Source organism: Promicromonospora noduliphila, from assembly GCF_056951025.1.
In genome coordinates this window covers 4,561,389-4,576,901 of record NZ_CM167806.1, presented here as the reverse complement: position 1 = coordinate 4,576,901, position 15,513 = coordinate 4,561,389, and the positions used below count along the sequence as shown (strand labels likewise).

Genomic DNA, 15,513 nt, shown 5'->3' with positions numbered 1-15,513 from the left:
GGCGTTGTCGCGCCGGCCGGCGCCATCGCGCAGGCCGCGGCTATCGCGCCGGCCGCCGTTATCGCGCCAGCCGCATCGCGGTGCTCGCCGGTGCCGTCTCGACGAAGCCGAGGCTGCGGTAGAGGGGCCGCCCGGGCGCGTCGGCGTTGAGCGTGATGTACGGGTCGGACGGCACCCGCTCGTCGATCTGCGCCAGGAGCCACGTGACCACCCGGCGGCCCAGGCCGCGGCGCTGGTGCTCCGGGTGGGTCGCGATGTCCGCGATGTGGAAGTACCAGCCGCCGTCGCCGAGGGTGCCCCATCGCCACCGCGCGGTCGGTGGCGACCTCCCGGATGTGGCAGAACGCCCAGCTCGCGGTGAGGACGGGCGCGGACTGCTCCGCGGTCTTCGGGGAGAGGCCGGAGGCGGTGCGCAGGTGCAGGTACTCGTCCAGGCTCGGCGCCGTCGGGACCAGGGTGTAGGGGTCGTCGGTGTAGGGGGCGTCGCTCATGCGAGCACCCTATGGCGGGCCGGGTCCCGGGTTGGTGGCCGCCCGGCTAGCGTTGCCCCGCATGAGCCATGCCGACGCCGAGATCGACGCGGACCTGATCCGCGGCCTGCTGCGCGAGCAGCACCCCGACCTTGCCGAGCTCCCGCTGGAGCTCGGCGCAAAGGGCTGGGACAACCAGCTCTGGCGGCTGGGTGACGACCTCGCCGTCCGGCTGCCGTGGGCCACGGAGTCCGCCGACGAGCTGCTGCGCAAGGAGCACGCCTGGGTGCCGGCGCTCGCCGCGCGCCTGCCGCTGCCGGTCCCCGTGCCGCAGCGTCTCGGGGAGCCGGGCGAGCGGTTCCCGCGCCCGTGGATCGTCACCACCTGGGTGCCCGGCACGCCCGCCGACCGCGCACCCGCCACGCGCGGCCCCGAGACGGCGGCGATCCTGGGCGCGTTCCTGTCGGGCCTGCACCGGCCCGCGCCGGACGGCGCGCCGTCGGGCCGCGGACGCGGGGGACCGCTGGCGGAGCACACGGAAGGCTTCGGCAGGCAGTTGGCCGAGGCCGTCCGGCTGGGCCTCGTCGCCGACCCGGACGCCGTCCGCGCCGTGTGGGACGACGCCGCCGCCGCGCCCGACTGGACGGGCCCGCCGGTGTGGCTGCACGCCGACCTGCACCCGGCCAACGTCCTCACGGCGGACGGCGTCTTCTGCGGCGTCGTCGACTTCGGCGACCTGTGCACCGGTGACCCGGCCTACGACCTCGCCGCCACGTGGAAGCTGCTGCCGGACGGCGCAGAGGACGCCTTCTACGACGCGTACGAGCCGGGTGTGGACGCCGCGACCCTTCGGCGTGCCCGGGGCTGGGCGGCGGCGACGGCGCTGACCGGGATGCTCATCGGCGAGGCCGGGGTGCACGGGCGCCTCGGTGGCAAGGCATCGTGGGGCCCGCCGGCGCGCGCGGCGCTGGGGCGGCTGCTGGCTACGGTGGCGTGAACCTGAACCGTTGTTGGCCGGCTCCGGTTCGGTCGTTCACGACTTGATCGGCCGCGCGGCCTCCAGCAGCACGTCGACCAGCCGCTCCGCGGCGTCCGGCCGTCCGTGGCTCCGGGCGGCGTCGGCCATGCGGTTGCGCCGTCCGGCGTCGTCCAGGAGGCCGGCCAGCGCCCCGCGGAGGTCCGAGAAGGTCACGTCGCCCTCCAGGGCGACGGCCGCGCCCAGGTCCTGCAGCCGGCGAGCGTTGTGCGCCTGCTCGTTCCCGGCCGACGACGGCAGCGGGACCAGCACCGACGGCTTGCCGAGCGCGGTGAGCTCGGCGATCGTCCCGGCGCCGCTGCGCGAGACGACGATGTCCGCGAGAGCCAGGACGTCCGGCAGCTCGGCGCCCACGAAGCCGAGCACCCGGTAGCGGGCCGCCAGGTTCTCGGGGAGCGTGGCGGTGCGGTCGAACATCTCCTGGAGGTTGTTCGGCCCGCACTGGTGGATCACGTTCGCCCGCTCCAGGAGCCACGGCAGGGACTCCTCGATCAGCGTGTTGATCTGGACCGCGCCCTGCGCCCCGCCCGTGACGTACAGGACGGGCAGGTCGGGGTCGAACGAGTCCAGGCCGAGCGCGTCGACCGCCTTGAGCGCCTCGCCCGACATCACCTCGGCGCGCACCGGGTTGCCGGTCACCACGGTCCGCTCGCGCACGGCCTCCGGCAGCAGCTCGAGCGTCGTCGGCGAGGACACCGCGACGCGCGTGGCGCGCTTGGCCAGGAGGCGGTTGGCCAGCCCGAGCCGCACCGTCTGCTCGTGCACCACCAGCGGACGGCGCAACAGGCCCGCGGCAATCCCGACCGGGACGGCGACGTACCCGCCGGTCGACAGGATCACGTCGGGCTTGAACTCGGCCACGATCGACCGCGCCTGCGCGACACCGAGCGGCACGCGCGCCATGTCCTTCATGTTGGTGGCCGACAGCATCGCGAGCGGGTTGCTCGACCGGCGCAGCTTGCCCGTGGCCACGGGCATGAACCGGATCCCCTCGGACGCGGTGACCTTGGCCTCCAGCCCGTTGGCGGTCCCTGCCCAGAGCACTCCGACCGGGGTGCCTTCCTCGGCCAGCCGCGCCTGGAGGGCGCGCAGGGTCGTGAGTGCCGGGTAGGTATGTCCGCCGGTCCCCCCACCGGTGACGAGCAGACGGAACTCGCGCGGGTGTGCACTCACAGACATCTCCCAAGACGGCAGGGGTAGGGGGCGGTGCCAACTCTAAGCGGTCGGCGAGGGTCGGATGCTTCGCGAGTGCGGTATCGATCGCCGCAGGTCAGCGGGGTTGGCTCGGGGTCAGACTTTCTCCTCTCTGACCGGCTGGGGAGCGGAGAAAGTTTGGCTTCGGAGGGGGCGGGGCCGCGTGCTGGGCCGACGGCGCTGGGCGCTGGGGCCGACGGCGTCCTGGTGCGCGACTGACGTCTTGGCGTGCGACCGGCGTCCTGGTGCGCGACCGGCGTCGTGGCGTGCGACCGGAAAAAGGTGCCGGCCCTGCGACGAGTTTCCGGCCGTCGCGCCGTCTGCAGGGTTGTCCGTCGATCCAGGGAGGCCCCCGCATGAAGCTCCTGCTCACGTCCGCAGGCGTCCGGAACCCAACCATTCAGACCGCGCTGACCGACCTCCTGGGCCGGCCGATCGCCGACTGCACCGCCCTCTGCATCCCCACCGCGCTGTACGGGCACCCGTGGGTCGGACCAGGCAAGAACGCCTACGACTTCATCACCGGACGGTCGGACCACCTGACCGGGCTCGGCTGGAAGTCCGTGGGCGTCCTTGAACTCACCGCCCTGCCGAGCATCCCGGAGGACCGCTGGGTCCCGCTCGTCCGCGAGACCGACGTCCTGCTGGTCGCGGGCGGCGACGCCCTGTACCTCGCCCACTGGATGCGGCAGTCCGGCCTGACGGACCTCCTGCCGTCACTGGACCGGACCGTCTACGTGGGCATGAGCGCGGGGAGCATGGTGATGACGCCGCGCATCGGCCAGGACTTCGTCGGATGGACATCGCCCGACGGCGGGGACGACACCACGCTCGGCGTCGTCGACTTCTCGATCTTCCCTCACCTCGACCACCCGGAGCTGACGGACAACACGTCGGCCGCGGCTGAACGCTGGGCGGCCGACCTCGGCGGACCTGCGTACGCGATCGACGACGAGACGGCGATCGTGGTCGACGGCGAGGTCAGGGTGGTGTCGGAGGGGGTGTGGCGGCGGCTGGCGTGAGTCGTGCGGCGCCGCCCGGGACAACACCGATGGCCCTACAGTCGCCGTGTGACCACCAATCTGCCCCCAGGGGCATCAGGCGCTCTGCGGCGCTTCGCGGGTTGGGTCGCTCGCGGATCGGTCGGGCATCCGCTCCTCGAGGGGGTCGACTACTGGGACGACCTGCGCGATTCCCCGAGTCAGATGGAGACCGTGTTCGCCATCTTCGCCAACGTCCTGGAGCTCGACGACGAGGGCGAGCCGGTCAACGAGAAGTACGCCGAGCGGCGTGCGGCGGTGTGGCTGTACCAGTACTGCACCGGGAACCTGCCGCCGGGCGAACCAGCACTCGAGGCCTGGGAAATGGCGCTCTACTGACTGTGAGGGTTCGTCACCGCGCCCCCAGCCTCCGGCTCACCTCTTGAGCAGCCCGGATCGCCTGCTCTGCCAGGCCGGCCCGCTCGGCGTCGTCGTAGGACTCGGAGCGGAACGTCACCGCGAGCCCGGCCACCGGGCGCTCCGTGTGGTCCACCGCGGCGGCGGCCACCGAGGCGAAACCGGTCGTGACCTCGCCGTCCTCCACCGCGAATCCCCGTGCGCGGGCCTCGCGGAGGACGGTCCTTAGCTCGCGGAGCGTGCGCGGTCCGGAGCCGGTCAGGTCGGTGAACGAGCCCGGCGTCGGGTAGAGCGCCCGTACCTGCGCCGGGGGCAGCAGGGCGAGCACGGCGCGGCCGCTGGCGGTGAGGTGGCTCGGGAGGTGGACGTCGACGTCGGTCACCAGGGGCGGGCGTCCCGCCGCGCGCTGCTCCACCAGGTACAGGACCTCCCGGCCGTTCAGTACCGCGAGGTGCCCATTCTCCCCGCACGCGTCCACCAGGCGCTCGATCACCGGGGTGGCGAGCCGGGTGAGCGGCGCCTGCCGGGTGTATGCGCTGCCCAGGCCGAGAGCGGCTAGGCCGAGGCCGTAGCGGCGCTCGTCGGGGAAGTGCCGCACGAAACCCTCGTCGCGCAGCACGGACAGCAGGTGGTAGACGCTGGACCGTGGCATCCCGATACCGTGCGCGATCGCGCCTGCGGGCACCGGACCGGGCTGCGCCGCGAGAAACGTGAGCAGCCGGGCCGTCGCGCGGGCGGCAGGAACGGCACTGCTCCCGGCCACTATGCCTCCTTGGCGCTTCCTCGGCGCGGGTGGTCGGTAATCGGTCACATGATCGGCATTCCGAGCTACCGATCATGTGACGGATTACCGACCACAACTTCTTGCCGTGGCAACTGTCTCGTATCCCAGACTCTATCGGTTGGGGCGGGGCGGCAGGGGAGGGTTTGGCGAGGTTCTATGGACGCATGAGCACCTTGCACGATGCGGGAGTCGGGCCCGCGGCCGGCGCGCCCGTTCGCGCAGCCAACCCCAACCTGCCGCGGCACGTGGTTCTCGACGGCACGCCGCTCACCGTCGAGCAGGTGGTCGCCGTCGCCCGCCACGGCGCTACGGTCGAGCTTCACGAGTCGGCGCTGGACCGGATGGCGCGGAGCCGCGCCGTCATCGACGGTCTTGCCCACGACACCGTGCCGCACTACGGCGTCTCGACCGGGTTCGGCGCGCTCGCCCGGCGACACATCCCCGCCGAGAAGCGGGCCCAGCTCCAGGTCAGCCTCGTGCGGTCGCATGCCGCTGGATCCGGCCCGGAGGTCGAGACCGAGGTGGTGCGCGCCCTGCAGCTCCTCCGCCTCGCGACCCTCGCCACCGGCCACACCGGCGCCCGCCCCGTCACCGCGCAGACGTACGCGGCGATGCTCAACGCCGGCATCACGCCCGTCGTGCACGAGTACGGGTCCCTCGGCTGCTCGGGCGACCTCGCGCCGCTCGCGCACGTCGCGCTCGCCGCCATGGGGGAGGGGCGGGTGCGGGTCGTGCCCATGTCCGACGGCGAGCACGCCGCGGCGGAGACCGACCGCCCCGCGCCGCCGTCCGCCACGGCCCGCACTGCCGCGCTCGTCGATGCCGCTCAGGCCCTCGCCGACGCCGGGATCGAACCCCTGGTGCTCGCCGAGAAGGAGGGCCTGGCCCTCATCAACGGCACCGACGGGATGCTCGGCATGCTCTGCCTCGCGATCCACGACCTGCGCCGGCTGCTCACCACGGCCGACGTCGCCGCGGCCCTGTCGGTCGAGGCCCTCCTCGGCTCCGACGCGCCGTTCGCCGAGGACCTGATCGGCATGCGCCCGCACCCGGGCCAGGCGGCGTCGGCGGCGAACCTGCGCCGGCTCCTCGCCGGCTCGCCCCTCATGGCGAGCCACCGCGAGCTGGACGACGACGGGAACCCCGCCTGCACCCGTGTCCAGGACGCCTACTCGCTGCGCTGCGCGCCCCAGGTGCACGGCGCCGCCCGCGACACCCTGGAGCACGCCGCCACGGTGGCGGGCCGGGAGCTGGCCTCGGCCATCGACAACCCGGTGGTGACCACCGACGGGCGGGTGGAGTCCAATGGCAACTTCCACGGGGCGCCGGTCGCGTACGTGCTGGACTTCCTCGCCATCGCCGTCGCCGACCTGGCGAGCATGAGCGAGCGGCGCACCGATCGGTTCCTCGACGTCGCCCGGTCGGAGGGGCTGCCTGCGTTCCTCGCGCACGACCCCGGTGTGGACTCCGGCCACATGATCGCGCAGTACACGGCCGCCGGGATCGTCTCGGAGCTCAAGCGCCTCGCGGTGCCGGCCAGCGTGGACTCCATTCCGAGCTCGGCCATGCAGGAGGACCACGTGTCCATGGGCTGGGCCGGGGCGCGCAAGCTGCGCCGGTCCGTGGACGGGCTCACCCGGGTGCTCGCGATCGAGGTGCTGACGGCGACGCGGGCGCTGGACCTCCGCACCGGCCCCCAGGCCGGCACGGGCGACACGTCGGCCCCCGCGCTCGCCCCGGCTGCGGGTACGGGAGCGGTGCGCGACGCCGTCCGCGCCGTCGTGCCCGGACCCGGACCTGACCGTCATCTCGCGCCCGAGATCGAGCACGTGGTGCGGCTCGTGGCGGGCGGCCGGATCGAGGCGGCGGCAGCGGCCGCCGTCGGACACCTGGACTGAGCCGCCGAACTGCCTGAGCCGAACTGCCTGCCCGAACTGCCTGCCCGAACTGCCTGAGCCGAACTGCTCGACCGAAACCGTCCAAGCCGAACCGCCCGGCCCCAACTGTCCGCCTGAGCCGAAGGAGACCCAGATGAACCAGCCGTACGACCGGGGGACCCCCGTCGCCGTCCGCGCGCCCCGCGGGACGGCCCTGACCGCGCGGAGCTGGCAGACCGAGGCGCCGCTGCGCATGCTGATGAACAACCTCGATCCGGAGGTGGCCGAGCGGCCCGACGACCTGGTCGTCTACGGCGGCACCGGCCGCGCCGCGCGGGACTGGCCGAGCTACCACGCGATCGTGCGCTCGCTCACCGACCTGCGCGAGGACGAGACCCTCATGGTCCAGTCCGGGAGGCCCGTGGGCGTGCTGCGGACGCACGAGTGGGCGCCGCGCGTGCTGATCGCCAACTCCAACCTGGTGGGCGACTGGGCCACGTGGCCAGAGCACCGCCGTCTGGAGCAGCTCGGCCTGACCATGTACGGGCAGATGACTGCCGGGTCCTGGATCTACATCGGCACCCAGGGGATCCTCCAAGGCACCTACGAGACGTTCGCGGCCGTGGCCGCCAAGCTCGCCGCCCGGCAGGGCGGGCAGGGGCTGGGTGGCGGGACGCTCGCGGGCACGCTCACCCTGACCGGCGGCTGCGGCGGCATGGGCGGCGCCCAGCCGCTGGCCGTCACGCTCAACGGGGGCGTGTGCCTCGTGGTCGACGTCGACCCGGCCCGCCTGCACCGGCGCGTCGAGACGCGGTACCTCGACGTCGTCGCCTCCTCGCTGGACGAGGGGGTCGAGCTGGCGGTGGCCGCGAAGCGGGAGGGGCGTGCGCTGTCGGTGGGCGTGGTCGGCAACTCCGCGGACGTCGTGCCGGAGCTCCTGCGCCGGGGCGTTGAGGTCGACGTCGTGACCGACCAGACGTCGGCGCACGACCCGCTGTCGTACCTGCCGTCGGGCGTGGCGCTGGAGGACTGGGCGGACCTCGCTGCGAAGGATCCGGAAGGGTTCACCGAGCGGGCGCGGGAGTCGATGGCCCGGCACGTCGAGGGCATGGTCGGGTTCCTGGACGCGGGAGCCGAGGTGTTCGACTACGGCAACTCGATCCGCGACGAGGCGCGCCTGGGCGGGTACGGCCGGGCGTTCGACTTCCCGGGCTTTGTGCCCGCGTACATCCGGCCGCTGTTCGCGGAGGGCAAGGGGCCGTTCCGGTGGGCGGCGCTGTCCGGGGACGCGCGGGACATCGCCGTGACCGACCAGGCGGTGCTCGACCTGTTCCCCGACAACGACCACCTGGGCCGCTGGATCCGCGCCGCCCAGGAGCGGGTCGCCTTCCAGGGGCTGCCGGCCCGGATCTGCTGGCTCGGGCACGGCGAGCGGGACGCGGCCGGGCTGCGGTTCAACGAGCTCGTGGCCTCCGGCGAGATCTCCGCGCCGGTCGCCATCGGGCGCGACCACCTGGACTCCGGGTCCGTCGCGTCGCCGTACCGGGAGACCGAGGCGATGGCGGACGGCTCGGACGCGATCGCCGACTGGCCGCTGCTCAACGCGCTGGTCAACACGGCCTCGGGTGCGACATGGGTGTCGATCCACCACGGCGGCGGGGTCGGCATGGGGCGTTCGATCCACGCGGGGCAGGTGTCCGTGGCGGACGGGACGCCGCTCGCCGCCGAGAAGCTCGCGCGGGTGCTCGCGAACGATCCGGCCACGGGCGTGCTCCGGCACGTGGACGCCGGGTACGACGACGCCGTGGCCGCCGCCGAGCGCGGCGGGCTGCGCGTGCCGATGCGGGAGGGGGCGTGACGGGAGCGGGTGCGCGCGACGCGGGCGGGGCGCGAGCCGAGGGTGCGGCAGATGCGGTGCCTGCGTCGGACGGGAGGCCAACGGTGGGTGCGGCGGCAGCGGCGGGAAGCGCGGCTGCGGTGCGTGGTGGGTCGGCAGCAGTCGGGACGACGGCGGTGGGCCGGCTGCTCCGGGCGATCGCCGACGTCGGGCGGGCGCCGTCCGGCGGGTACGAGCGGTTCGCCTGGACCCCGCACGATCTGACGCTGCGGGAGTGGTTCGCCGCCGAGGCTTCGGCTCGGGGGCTGGATGTGATCGTGGACCGGGCCGGGAACCAGTGGGCGTGGTGGGGCGACCCGGACGCCGACGGGCCGGGCGTCGTGACCGGCAGCCACCTCGACTCGGTGCCCGGCGGCGGCGCGTTCGACGGGCCGCTCGGGGTGGCGAGTGCGTTCGCGGCGCTGGACGCGCTGCGGGCGTCCGGGGTCGTTCCCGCGCGCCCGCTGGGCATCGTGAACTTCTCCGACGAGGAGGGCGCCCGGTTCGGGCTGGCGTGCCTCGGCTCGCGGGCGGTTACCGGGACGGTCCCGGCGGAGCGGCTACTTGCGCTGCGGGACCGGGCGGGGGACAGCCTCGCGGACGTGCTCGTCCGGGCTGGTGGCCGGAGCTCCGGGCGCGGCTCGGGCTTGGGCTCGGTGGGTTCGCTCGGCGGCATCGGCCCCGGCGGTGTGCCGCTTGAGCACTACGGGCGTGACCCCGAGGCCCTCGCCCGCATCGGTGTGTTCGTCGAGCTGCACGTGGAGCAGGGCCGCTACCTTGCCGACCTGCCGCCGGAGCAGGAGGCGCCGGTCGCCGTCGGCGCCGCGATCTGGCCGCACGGCCGCTGGCGCGTGGACCTCGCCGGTGAGGCCAACCACGCCGGCACCACCCCGCTGGCGCACCGGCACGACCCGATGCTCGACCTCGCGCGGCTGATCACCGACGTCCGCGCCGCCGCCGAGCGGGCCGGGGCGCTCGCGACGCTGGCCAAGGTCGAGGTCGAGCCGAACGGCGTCAACGCGATCCCGTCCCGCGTGCGCGCCTGGATCGACGCCCGCGCGGCGGAAGAGGCCGCGGTCAGATCGGTGATCGGTGATCCGGTGAGCGCAGGAGCAGTAGCGGAAACAGGCTCCTTGGAGCGACCAGTCCTGCGTTCGACGGGATCTGGCGGTGGCATGGGGGAGGGGGTGAGTGGACCGGGCGGCTTGGGAAGGGCGGTGACCGGCGCCGGCGGCGGGCTTGGGCGGTGGAAGCCCGTCGAGGAGTCCTGGACGCCCGCCACCGTGTTCGACCCGGCGCTCGCGGCGCGGCTCGCCGACGTCGTCGGGCGGCCCGGCTCCGACCTGCCCGCCCCGGTGATCGGCACGGGCGCGGGGCACGACGCCGGCATCCTCGCCGCCGCGGGTGTGCCCACCGCGATGCTGTTCGTGCGCAACCCCACGGGCGTCTCGCACTCCCCGGCCGAGTTCGCGGAGGAGGCCGACTGCGAAGCCGCCGTGCGCGCCCTGACCGCCGTCCTCGCCGACCTGCTGTCGACGCCGACCGGGTCGTCTGGAGGCACGGCTGGGTCGTCGGGAGCGTCGGCCTGGTCGTCGGGAGGGCTCGCCGGGTTGCTCGAGGAGTCGTCCGTGTCGGCCGAGTCGGCGGTGCCGTCCAGGCCAGCCGGCCGGTCCGTCGGCACGACGGCGAGCCCCCGTCCCTTCGAGACCGAGGTTTCTTCGCTTTCGGACGGCTCAAAGCCATGGAACCTCGGTCTCGAAGGGGAGTCGAGGGCGGACAGCCGGGAGTCGGGGCCGGATGGCGGGGAGCCGGTCGTGGGTGGGGAGAGCCGATGAGCTTCTGGTGCGAGCGGGCCTGGCTGACCGGAGGTGGGGCGGTCGGAGGTGGGGCGTCCAGCGGGGGAGCGCTCGGCCCCAGCGAGGCACCCGGCGGTGTCGTCGAGTCGGTCCGGGTCGAGGTCTCCGGCGGGCGGATCGTCGCCGTCGAGCCCGGCGTCCCGGCGTCGGACGGCGATACGCGGCTGGGTGGGATCGTGCTACCCGGGCTCGCCAACGCGCACTCGCACGCGTTCCACCGCGCCCTGCGCGGGCGCACGCACGGCAACGCTGACCGGACCCGCAGCGACCAGGATCGCTGGGGCGGCGGATCGTTCTGGACCTGGCGCGAGGGGATGTACGCGCTGGCCGCGGCCCTGACCCCGGAGCGGTACGAGCGGCTGGCGTGCGCCGTGTACGCGGAGCTGGCGCTGGGCGGGACCACCGCCGTCGGCGAGTTCCACTACGTGCACCACCGCGCCGACGGGACGCCGCACCCGGCGTCCGAGGGCGGCCCGAACGCGATGGCAGAGGCACTGCGGTCCGCGGCCCGGGACGCGGGGGTGCACCTCACGCTGCTCGACACCTGCTACCTGCACGGCGGCCTCGGCCCCGACGGCCACGCACCGCTCGCGCCCGAGCAGGCACGGTTCGGCGACGGCTCGGTCGAGGCGTGGGCAGCGCGCGTGGACGCACTGCGCGCCGCCTGGGCCGACGACGACCGCGTGCTCGTCGGCGCCGCAGCCCACTCGGTGCGGGCGCTCGCGCCGGACGAGCTGCGCGAGGTGGCCCGCTGGGCACGCCGAGCCGGTGCGCCGCTGCACGTCCACCTGTCGGAGCAGCCGGCGGAGAACGAGGCGGCGCTCGCGGCCTTCGGCGTCACGCCGACGAGGCTGCTGCACGACACCGGAGCCCTCGGCCCCGGCACCACCGCCGTCCACGCGGTGCACCTGACCGACGACGACGTCGCGCTGCTCGGCGCCTCGGGCACGGGCGTCTGTCTCTGCCCGACGACGGAGCGCGACCTCGCCGACGGGATCGCCCCCGGAGCGCGGCTGCTGGGGGCGGGCAGCCCGCTGTCGGTCGGCACGGACCAGCACGTGACGGCCGACGTGCTCGCGGAGGCGCGCGGCGTCGAGGAGCACGAGCGGCTCGCGACCGGACGGCGCGGCTCGTTCGACCCGGCGACGCTGGTCGACGTCGCGACGGCGGCGGGGCACGCCGCGCTCGGCCGGCCGGACGCCGGGCGCATCACCGTGGGTGCGCCCGCCGACCTGGTTGCGATACGCCTCGACACCGCGCGTACCGCCGGGACCGATCCCGCGCAGGTGGTCCTCGTGGCGGGTGCGGGCGACGTGTCAGACGTCGTGGCGGGCGGGGAGCTTGTCGTTCGGCACGGCGAGCACCGGGCGGGGGACGTCGCGCGGATGCTGGCCGACGCGATCGAGGAGCTCTGGGCCGCGACACCGGTCGCGACGACGGAGGGGAGCGAAGCATGAGCGTGCTGCTGACCAATATCGGCGAACTCGTCACGAACGACCCGGCACACGGTGCGGGGCCGTGGCCGGGCGGTGCGGACACCGGGCCGAGGAACGCGGACAGCGGGCCGGGCGGCGCCGACCGGGACCTGCTCGGCATCGTGCGGGACGCCGCCGTCGTCATCGATGCGGGACGGATCGCCTGGACCGGGCCGGCGGCGTCGGCGCCCGCCGCGGACATCGCCGTCGACCTGGAGGGCCGTGCCGTGCTGCCCGGCTTCGTGGACTCGCACTCGCACACCGTGTTCGCGGGCGACCGCGCGGCGGAGTTCGCCGCGCGCATGACCGGCGAGCCGTACACCGGGGGCGGCATCGCGACCACGGTGGCCGCCACGCGCGCGGCGGGCGAGGAGGCCCTGCGAGCGCGCGGGCGGGCCCTGGTGCGCGAGATGCTCGCGCAGGGCACCACGACCGTCGAGATCAAGAGCGGCTACGGCCAGGACGTCGCCACCGAGGCCCGCACGCTGCGCATCGCGGGGGAGCTCACGCCGGAGACGACGTTCCTCGGCGCGCACACCGTCCCGGCCGAGTACGCCGACGACCGCGCCGGGTACGTCGACCTGGTGACCGGGCCGATGCTCGTCGCCTGCGCGCCGTACGCCCGCTGGATCGACGTGTTCTGCGAGCCCGCTGCGCCCACCGCCTTCGACGAGGACGAGGCCCGGACCGTGCTGCGCGCGGGCCTGCGGGCCGGACTCGGCGCGCGGGTGCACGGCAACCAGCTCGCGCCCGGCCCCGGCGTGCGGCTCGCGGTCGAGGTCGGGGCGGCGAGCGTGGACCACTGCACATACCTGTCCGACGGCGACGTGGACGCGCTGGCGGATTCCTGGGGCTCCGGCCGCGGTACCGCGGGCGGCGGGACAGCCGGCTTCGGCGGGGCGAGCGGGACAGGTACGGTCGCAACCCTGCTGCCCGCCGTCGAGTTCTCCACCCGCTCGCCCTACCCGGACGCCCGGCGCCTGCTCGCCGCCGGCATCCCCGTAGCGCTGGCCACCGACTGCAACCCGGGCTCCGGCTACTCGTCGTCCATGCCGTTCGTGGTGGCGCTCGCGGTGCGCGAGCTGCGGATGAGCCCCGCCGAGGCACTCTGGTCGGCGACGGCGGGCGGCGCGCTCGCCCTGCGCCGGGACGACGTCGGCCACCTGCGGGTCGGTGCGCGCGCCGACCTCACCGTGCTCGACGTGCCCACCCACACCTACCTGGCCTACCGCCCGGGCGTGCCGCTGGTGGCGCAGGTCTGGCAGGACGGCGAGCGGGTCTGACCTTCGACAGGGCCGGCTGGTTGCTGGACGCGCTCGAACCAGGTTCGACGTCGCCGGGTCGCGGCTGGGGGATGCCCGAGGCTGGCGAAGATCCGAGGTCTGGGAGGAGCCGAGATCTGGCGGGGACCGAGGTCCGGGGGGGGGGCGGGACTTCTCTCGCGGGTGTGTGTTGCTCCGAGTAGACGATGTCTACTCGGAGCAACACATCTCCGGGAGGAACATTGTTCCCAGGAGTCAGAGCCGTCCGCGGAGCAGAGCCGGTTGTCGAGCGGAGCGGTCGGTGAGGCGGAGCCGGTTGCAGCGGTCTCTATTGCTCGGTGATCCCCAGGTCCGGGCCGCTCACGAACGACGCCCGCGCACGCGCCGCGCCGTGCAGCTCCAGCAGCACGAGCTCGTTGCCGGCGTCGCGCACGAGCGGCCCGGGCACGTACAGCGTGTGCGTGGGGCCGAGGCTCCAGTACCGGCCCAGTAGTTCGCCGTTGACCCAGGCCAGGCCCTTGGTCCAGCCGTCGAGCCGCAGGAAGTGGTCGGCCCCCGCCACCGAGTCGAACGTGCCGCGGTACAGGCCGGGGGCGGCAGCGCCGCCACCGGCCGTACCCGCGCCACCGCCACCGCCGACGGCGTCCGCGTCGCTCACCAGGCCGCCCGTGTCGCCCGCACCGCCGTCCAGCGCAGCCCGCAGCAGCTCCGGCGCGTCCTCGACCCGCAGCGCCGCCACCGTCCACTCGTCCAGGGTGCGCACCGCGGTGCGCACGGGGCCGATCAGGCCCTTCGGCTCGCCGAGCCGTGGCCCGTAGTCGACCCGCCCCTGGTCCTCGACCAGGAGCGTCAGCTCGCCCGCCCGGCCCGGGAGCGCGACGGCGAACGTGTGCGACCCGCGGTCGAGCACGCCCACCGGCTCGCCGTCGAGCAGCACGACGGCGCGGTCGCGCACCTCGCCGACGCTGAGCACGGCGTCGTCGGCCCGGACGTGCGTGCGGTACACCGCGAAGCCCGACCACAGGCCCAGGTCGTCCATCGTGGGCACCGCGGCGAAGGCGCGCGGCTCGTCCCGGAGCAGCGCGGGCAGCGCGTCGGCCAGCGGCACGTGGGCGGTGAGCGCGACGTCGAGCACCGGCGCGGGCCGCCTGCCCATGGTGCCGTCCCGATCGGACGCGGCCAGGTCAGGCCCGGCCAGGTCAGGCCCGGTGAGATCGGGCACCGGCAGGTGCCGCGCGATCACCTCGCGCATGGCGTGGTACTTGGCGGTCGGCGTGCCGTCCTCGGCGAGCGGCGCGTCGTAGTCGTACGACGTCGTGATGGGCCGGTAGATGCCCTTGTCGTTGGCGCCGTTCATCAGCCCGAAGTTGGTGCCGCCGTGGAACATGTACAGGTTCACGGACCCGCCGGCCGCGAGCAGGTCGTCCAGGTCGGCGGCGTTGGTCTCGGCGGGCGCCACGTGGTGCTCCAGCCCCCACGAGTCGAACCAGCCGTTCCAGAACTCCATGCACATCAGCGGCCCGGTCGGCTGGTGCCGGCGCAGCACGGCCAGCCGCTCGGTGGTCCGCGAGCCGAACGTCGCCGTCTTGTGCAGCTCCGGCAGACCGCCGCGGGCGAGCATCTCGTCGTCCGCCTGGTCGCACGTGAACAGCGGCACGTCGATGCCGTGCTCGCGGGTCAGGTCCACGAGCGCCCGCAGGTACTTCTGCCGCTCCGCCAGCGGGTCGTCGCCGTAGGCGCCGTACTCGTTCTCGACCTGCACCATGAGCACCGGCCCGCCGTTCGTCACCTGGCGCTTGGCCACCAGCGGCAGCAGGTTCGCGTAGTACTCGCCGATGGCGGCCAGGAACCCGGGCTCGTGGCGGCGCACGCCGACGGCGTCGTCGGCCAGCAGCCAGGCCGGCAGGCCCCCGCCGTCCCACTCCGCGCAGATGTACGGGCCCGGCCGCACTATCGCGTACAGGCCCTCCGCGGCCACCAGGTCGAGGAACCGCCCCAGGTCGCGCCGCCCGTCCAGGTCGAACACGCCGCGCTCTGGCGCGTGGAAGTTCCACGCCACGTACGTCTCGATGGTGTTCAGGCCCATCAGCCGGGCCTTGCGGATGCGGTCGGCCCACTGGTCGGGGTGCACGCGGAAGTAGTGCAGCGCGCCGCTGACGACCTGCATCGGGCGGCCGTCGATCAGGAAGTCGTCCTGGCCGATGTCGAACGTGGGCATCTGGGGATCCTCGGTGGTGCGGTGGGACTCGGGTGGTGCTGCTGAGAGGGGCGGACAAGGGACGACGG

General features: G+C 74.4%; 12 protein-coding genes. 8 read left to right on the top strand and 4 right to left on the bottom strand.

Annotation, left to right across the window (positions count from 1 at the left end):
- Positions 1-58 precede the first annotated feature (58 nt).
- Complete coding sequence (locus AC0QU1_RS20050) at positions 59-223, bottom strand: hypothetical protein (protein ID WP_483576753.1); 165 nt, start codon at positions 221-223, stop codon at positions 59-61.
- Between the two features lie 329 nt (positions 224-552).
- On the opposite strand from AC0QU1_RS20050, the gene AC0QU1_RS20045 reads away from it, so the two are divergent.
- Positions 553-1,467, top strand: a complete 915-nt coding sequence (locus AC0QU1_RS20045) for an aminoglycoside phosphotransferase family protein (RefSeq protein WP_483571834.1) — start codon at positions 553-555, stop codon at positions 1,465-1,467.
- A 36-nt stretch (positions 1,468-1,503) separates the two neighbouring features.
- On the opposite strand, the gene AC0QU1_RS20040 is transcribed toward AC0QU1_RS20045, so the two are convergent.
- A complete protein-coding gene (locus AC0QU1_RS20040; protein WP_483571833.1) occupies positions 1,504-2,679 on the bottom strand; it encodes a UDP-N-acetylglucosamine--N-acetylmuramyl-(pentapeptide) pyrophosphoryl-undecaprenol N-acetylglucosamine transferase in 1,176 nt (391 codons plus the stop codon).
- 377 nt (positions 2,680-3,056) lie between these two features.
- Between AC0QU1_RS20040 and AC0QU1_RS20035 the strand changes: the two genes are divergently transcribed.
- Both AC0QU1_RS20035 and AC0QU1_RS20030 read left to right on the top strand, forming a co-directional pair.
- Positions 3,057-3,722 carry a Type 1 glutamine amidotransferase-like domain-containing protein gene (locus AC0QU1_RS20035; protein ID WP_483571832.1) on the top strand — a complete coding sequence of 222 codons (666 nt, stop codon included), beginning with the start codon at positions 3,057-3,059 and terminating at the stop codon, positions 3,720-3,722.
- Positions 3,723-3,770: 48 nt separating this feature from the next.
- Positions 3,771-4,079 (top strand): DUF7677 family protein, encoded by a 309-nt coding sequence (locus AC0QU1_RS20030; protein ID WP_483571831.1) that lies wholly within the window; start codon positions 3,771-3,773, stop codon positions 4,077-4,079.
- Positions 4,080-4,092: 13 nt separating this feature from the next.
- Here the strand turns inward: AC0QU1_RS20030 and AC0QU1_RS20025 are convergent, their stop codons facing one another.
- Complete coding sequence (locus AC0QU1_RS20025; protein WP_483571829.1) at positions 4,093-4,860, bottom strand: IclR family transcriptional regulator; 768 nt, start codon at positions 4,858-4,860, stop codon at positions 4,093-4,095.
- Positions 4,861-5,045: 185 nt separating this feature from the next.
- Between AC0QU1_RS20025 and hutH the strand changes: the two genes are divergently transcribed.
- From hutH to AC0QU1_RS20000, 5 genes are all read left to right on the top strand, one after another.
- Positions 5,046-6,779: a histidine ammonia-lyase gene (gene hutH / locus AC0QU1_RS20020; protein ID WP_483571827.1), complete on the top strand. Its 1,734-nt coding sequence runs from the start codon at positions 5,046-5,048 to the stop codon at positions 6,777-6,779.
- A gap of 133 nt (positions 6,780-6,912) precedes the next feature.
- The gene (gene hutU / locus AC0QU1_RS20015; protein WP_483571825.1) at positions 6,913-8,616 is read left to right on the top strand and encodes a urocanate hydratase; all 1,704 of its coding nucleotides are present in this window, start codon (positions 6,913-6,915) and stop codon (positions 8,614-8,616) included.
- Positions 8,613-10,469, top strand: a complete 1,857-nt coding sequence (locus tag AC0QU1_RS20010; RefSeq protein WP_483571823.1) for a Zn-dependent hydrolase — start codon at positions 8,613-8,615, stop codon at positions 10,467-10,469. The genes hutU and AC0QU1_RS20010 overlap by 4 nt, the downstream gene beginning before the upstream one ends.
- The gene (locus AC0QU1_RS20005; RefSeq protein WP_483571822.1) at positions 10,466-11,947 is read left to right on the top strand and encodes a formimidoylglutamate deiminase; all 1,482 of its coding nucleotides are present in this window, start codon (positions 10,466-10,468) and stop codon (positions 11,945-11,947) included. The genes AC0QU1_RS20010 and AC0QU1_RS20005 overlap by 4 nt, the downstream gene beginning before the upstream one ends.
- Positions 11,944-13,248, top strand: a complete 1,305-nt coding sequence (locus AC0QU1_RS20000; RefSeq protein WP_483571821.1) for an amidohydrolase family protein — start codon at positions 11,944-11,946, stop codon at positions 13,246-13,248. The genes AC0QU1_RS20005 and AC0QU1_RS20000 overlap by 4 nt, the downstream gene beginning before the upstream one ends.
- Before the next feature lie 307 nt (positions 13,249-13,555).
- Here the strand turns inward: AC0QU1_RS20000 and AC0QU1_RS19995 are convergent, their stop codons facing one another.
- The gene (locus AC0QU1_RS19995; RefSeq protein WP_483571820.1) at positions 13,556-15,445 is read right to left on the bottom strand and encodes a glycoside hydrolase family 35 protein; all 1,890 of its coding nucleotides are present in this window, start codon (positions 15,443-15,445) and stop codon (positions 13,556-13,558) included.
- Positions 15,446-15,513 lie beyond the last annotated feature (68 nt).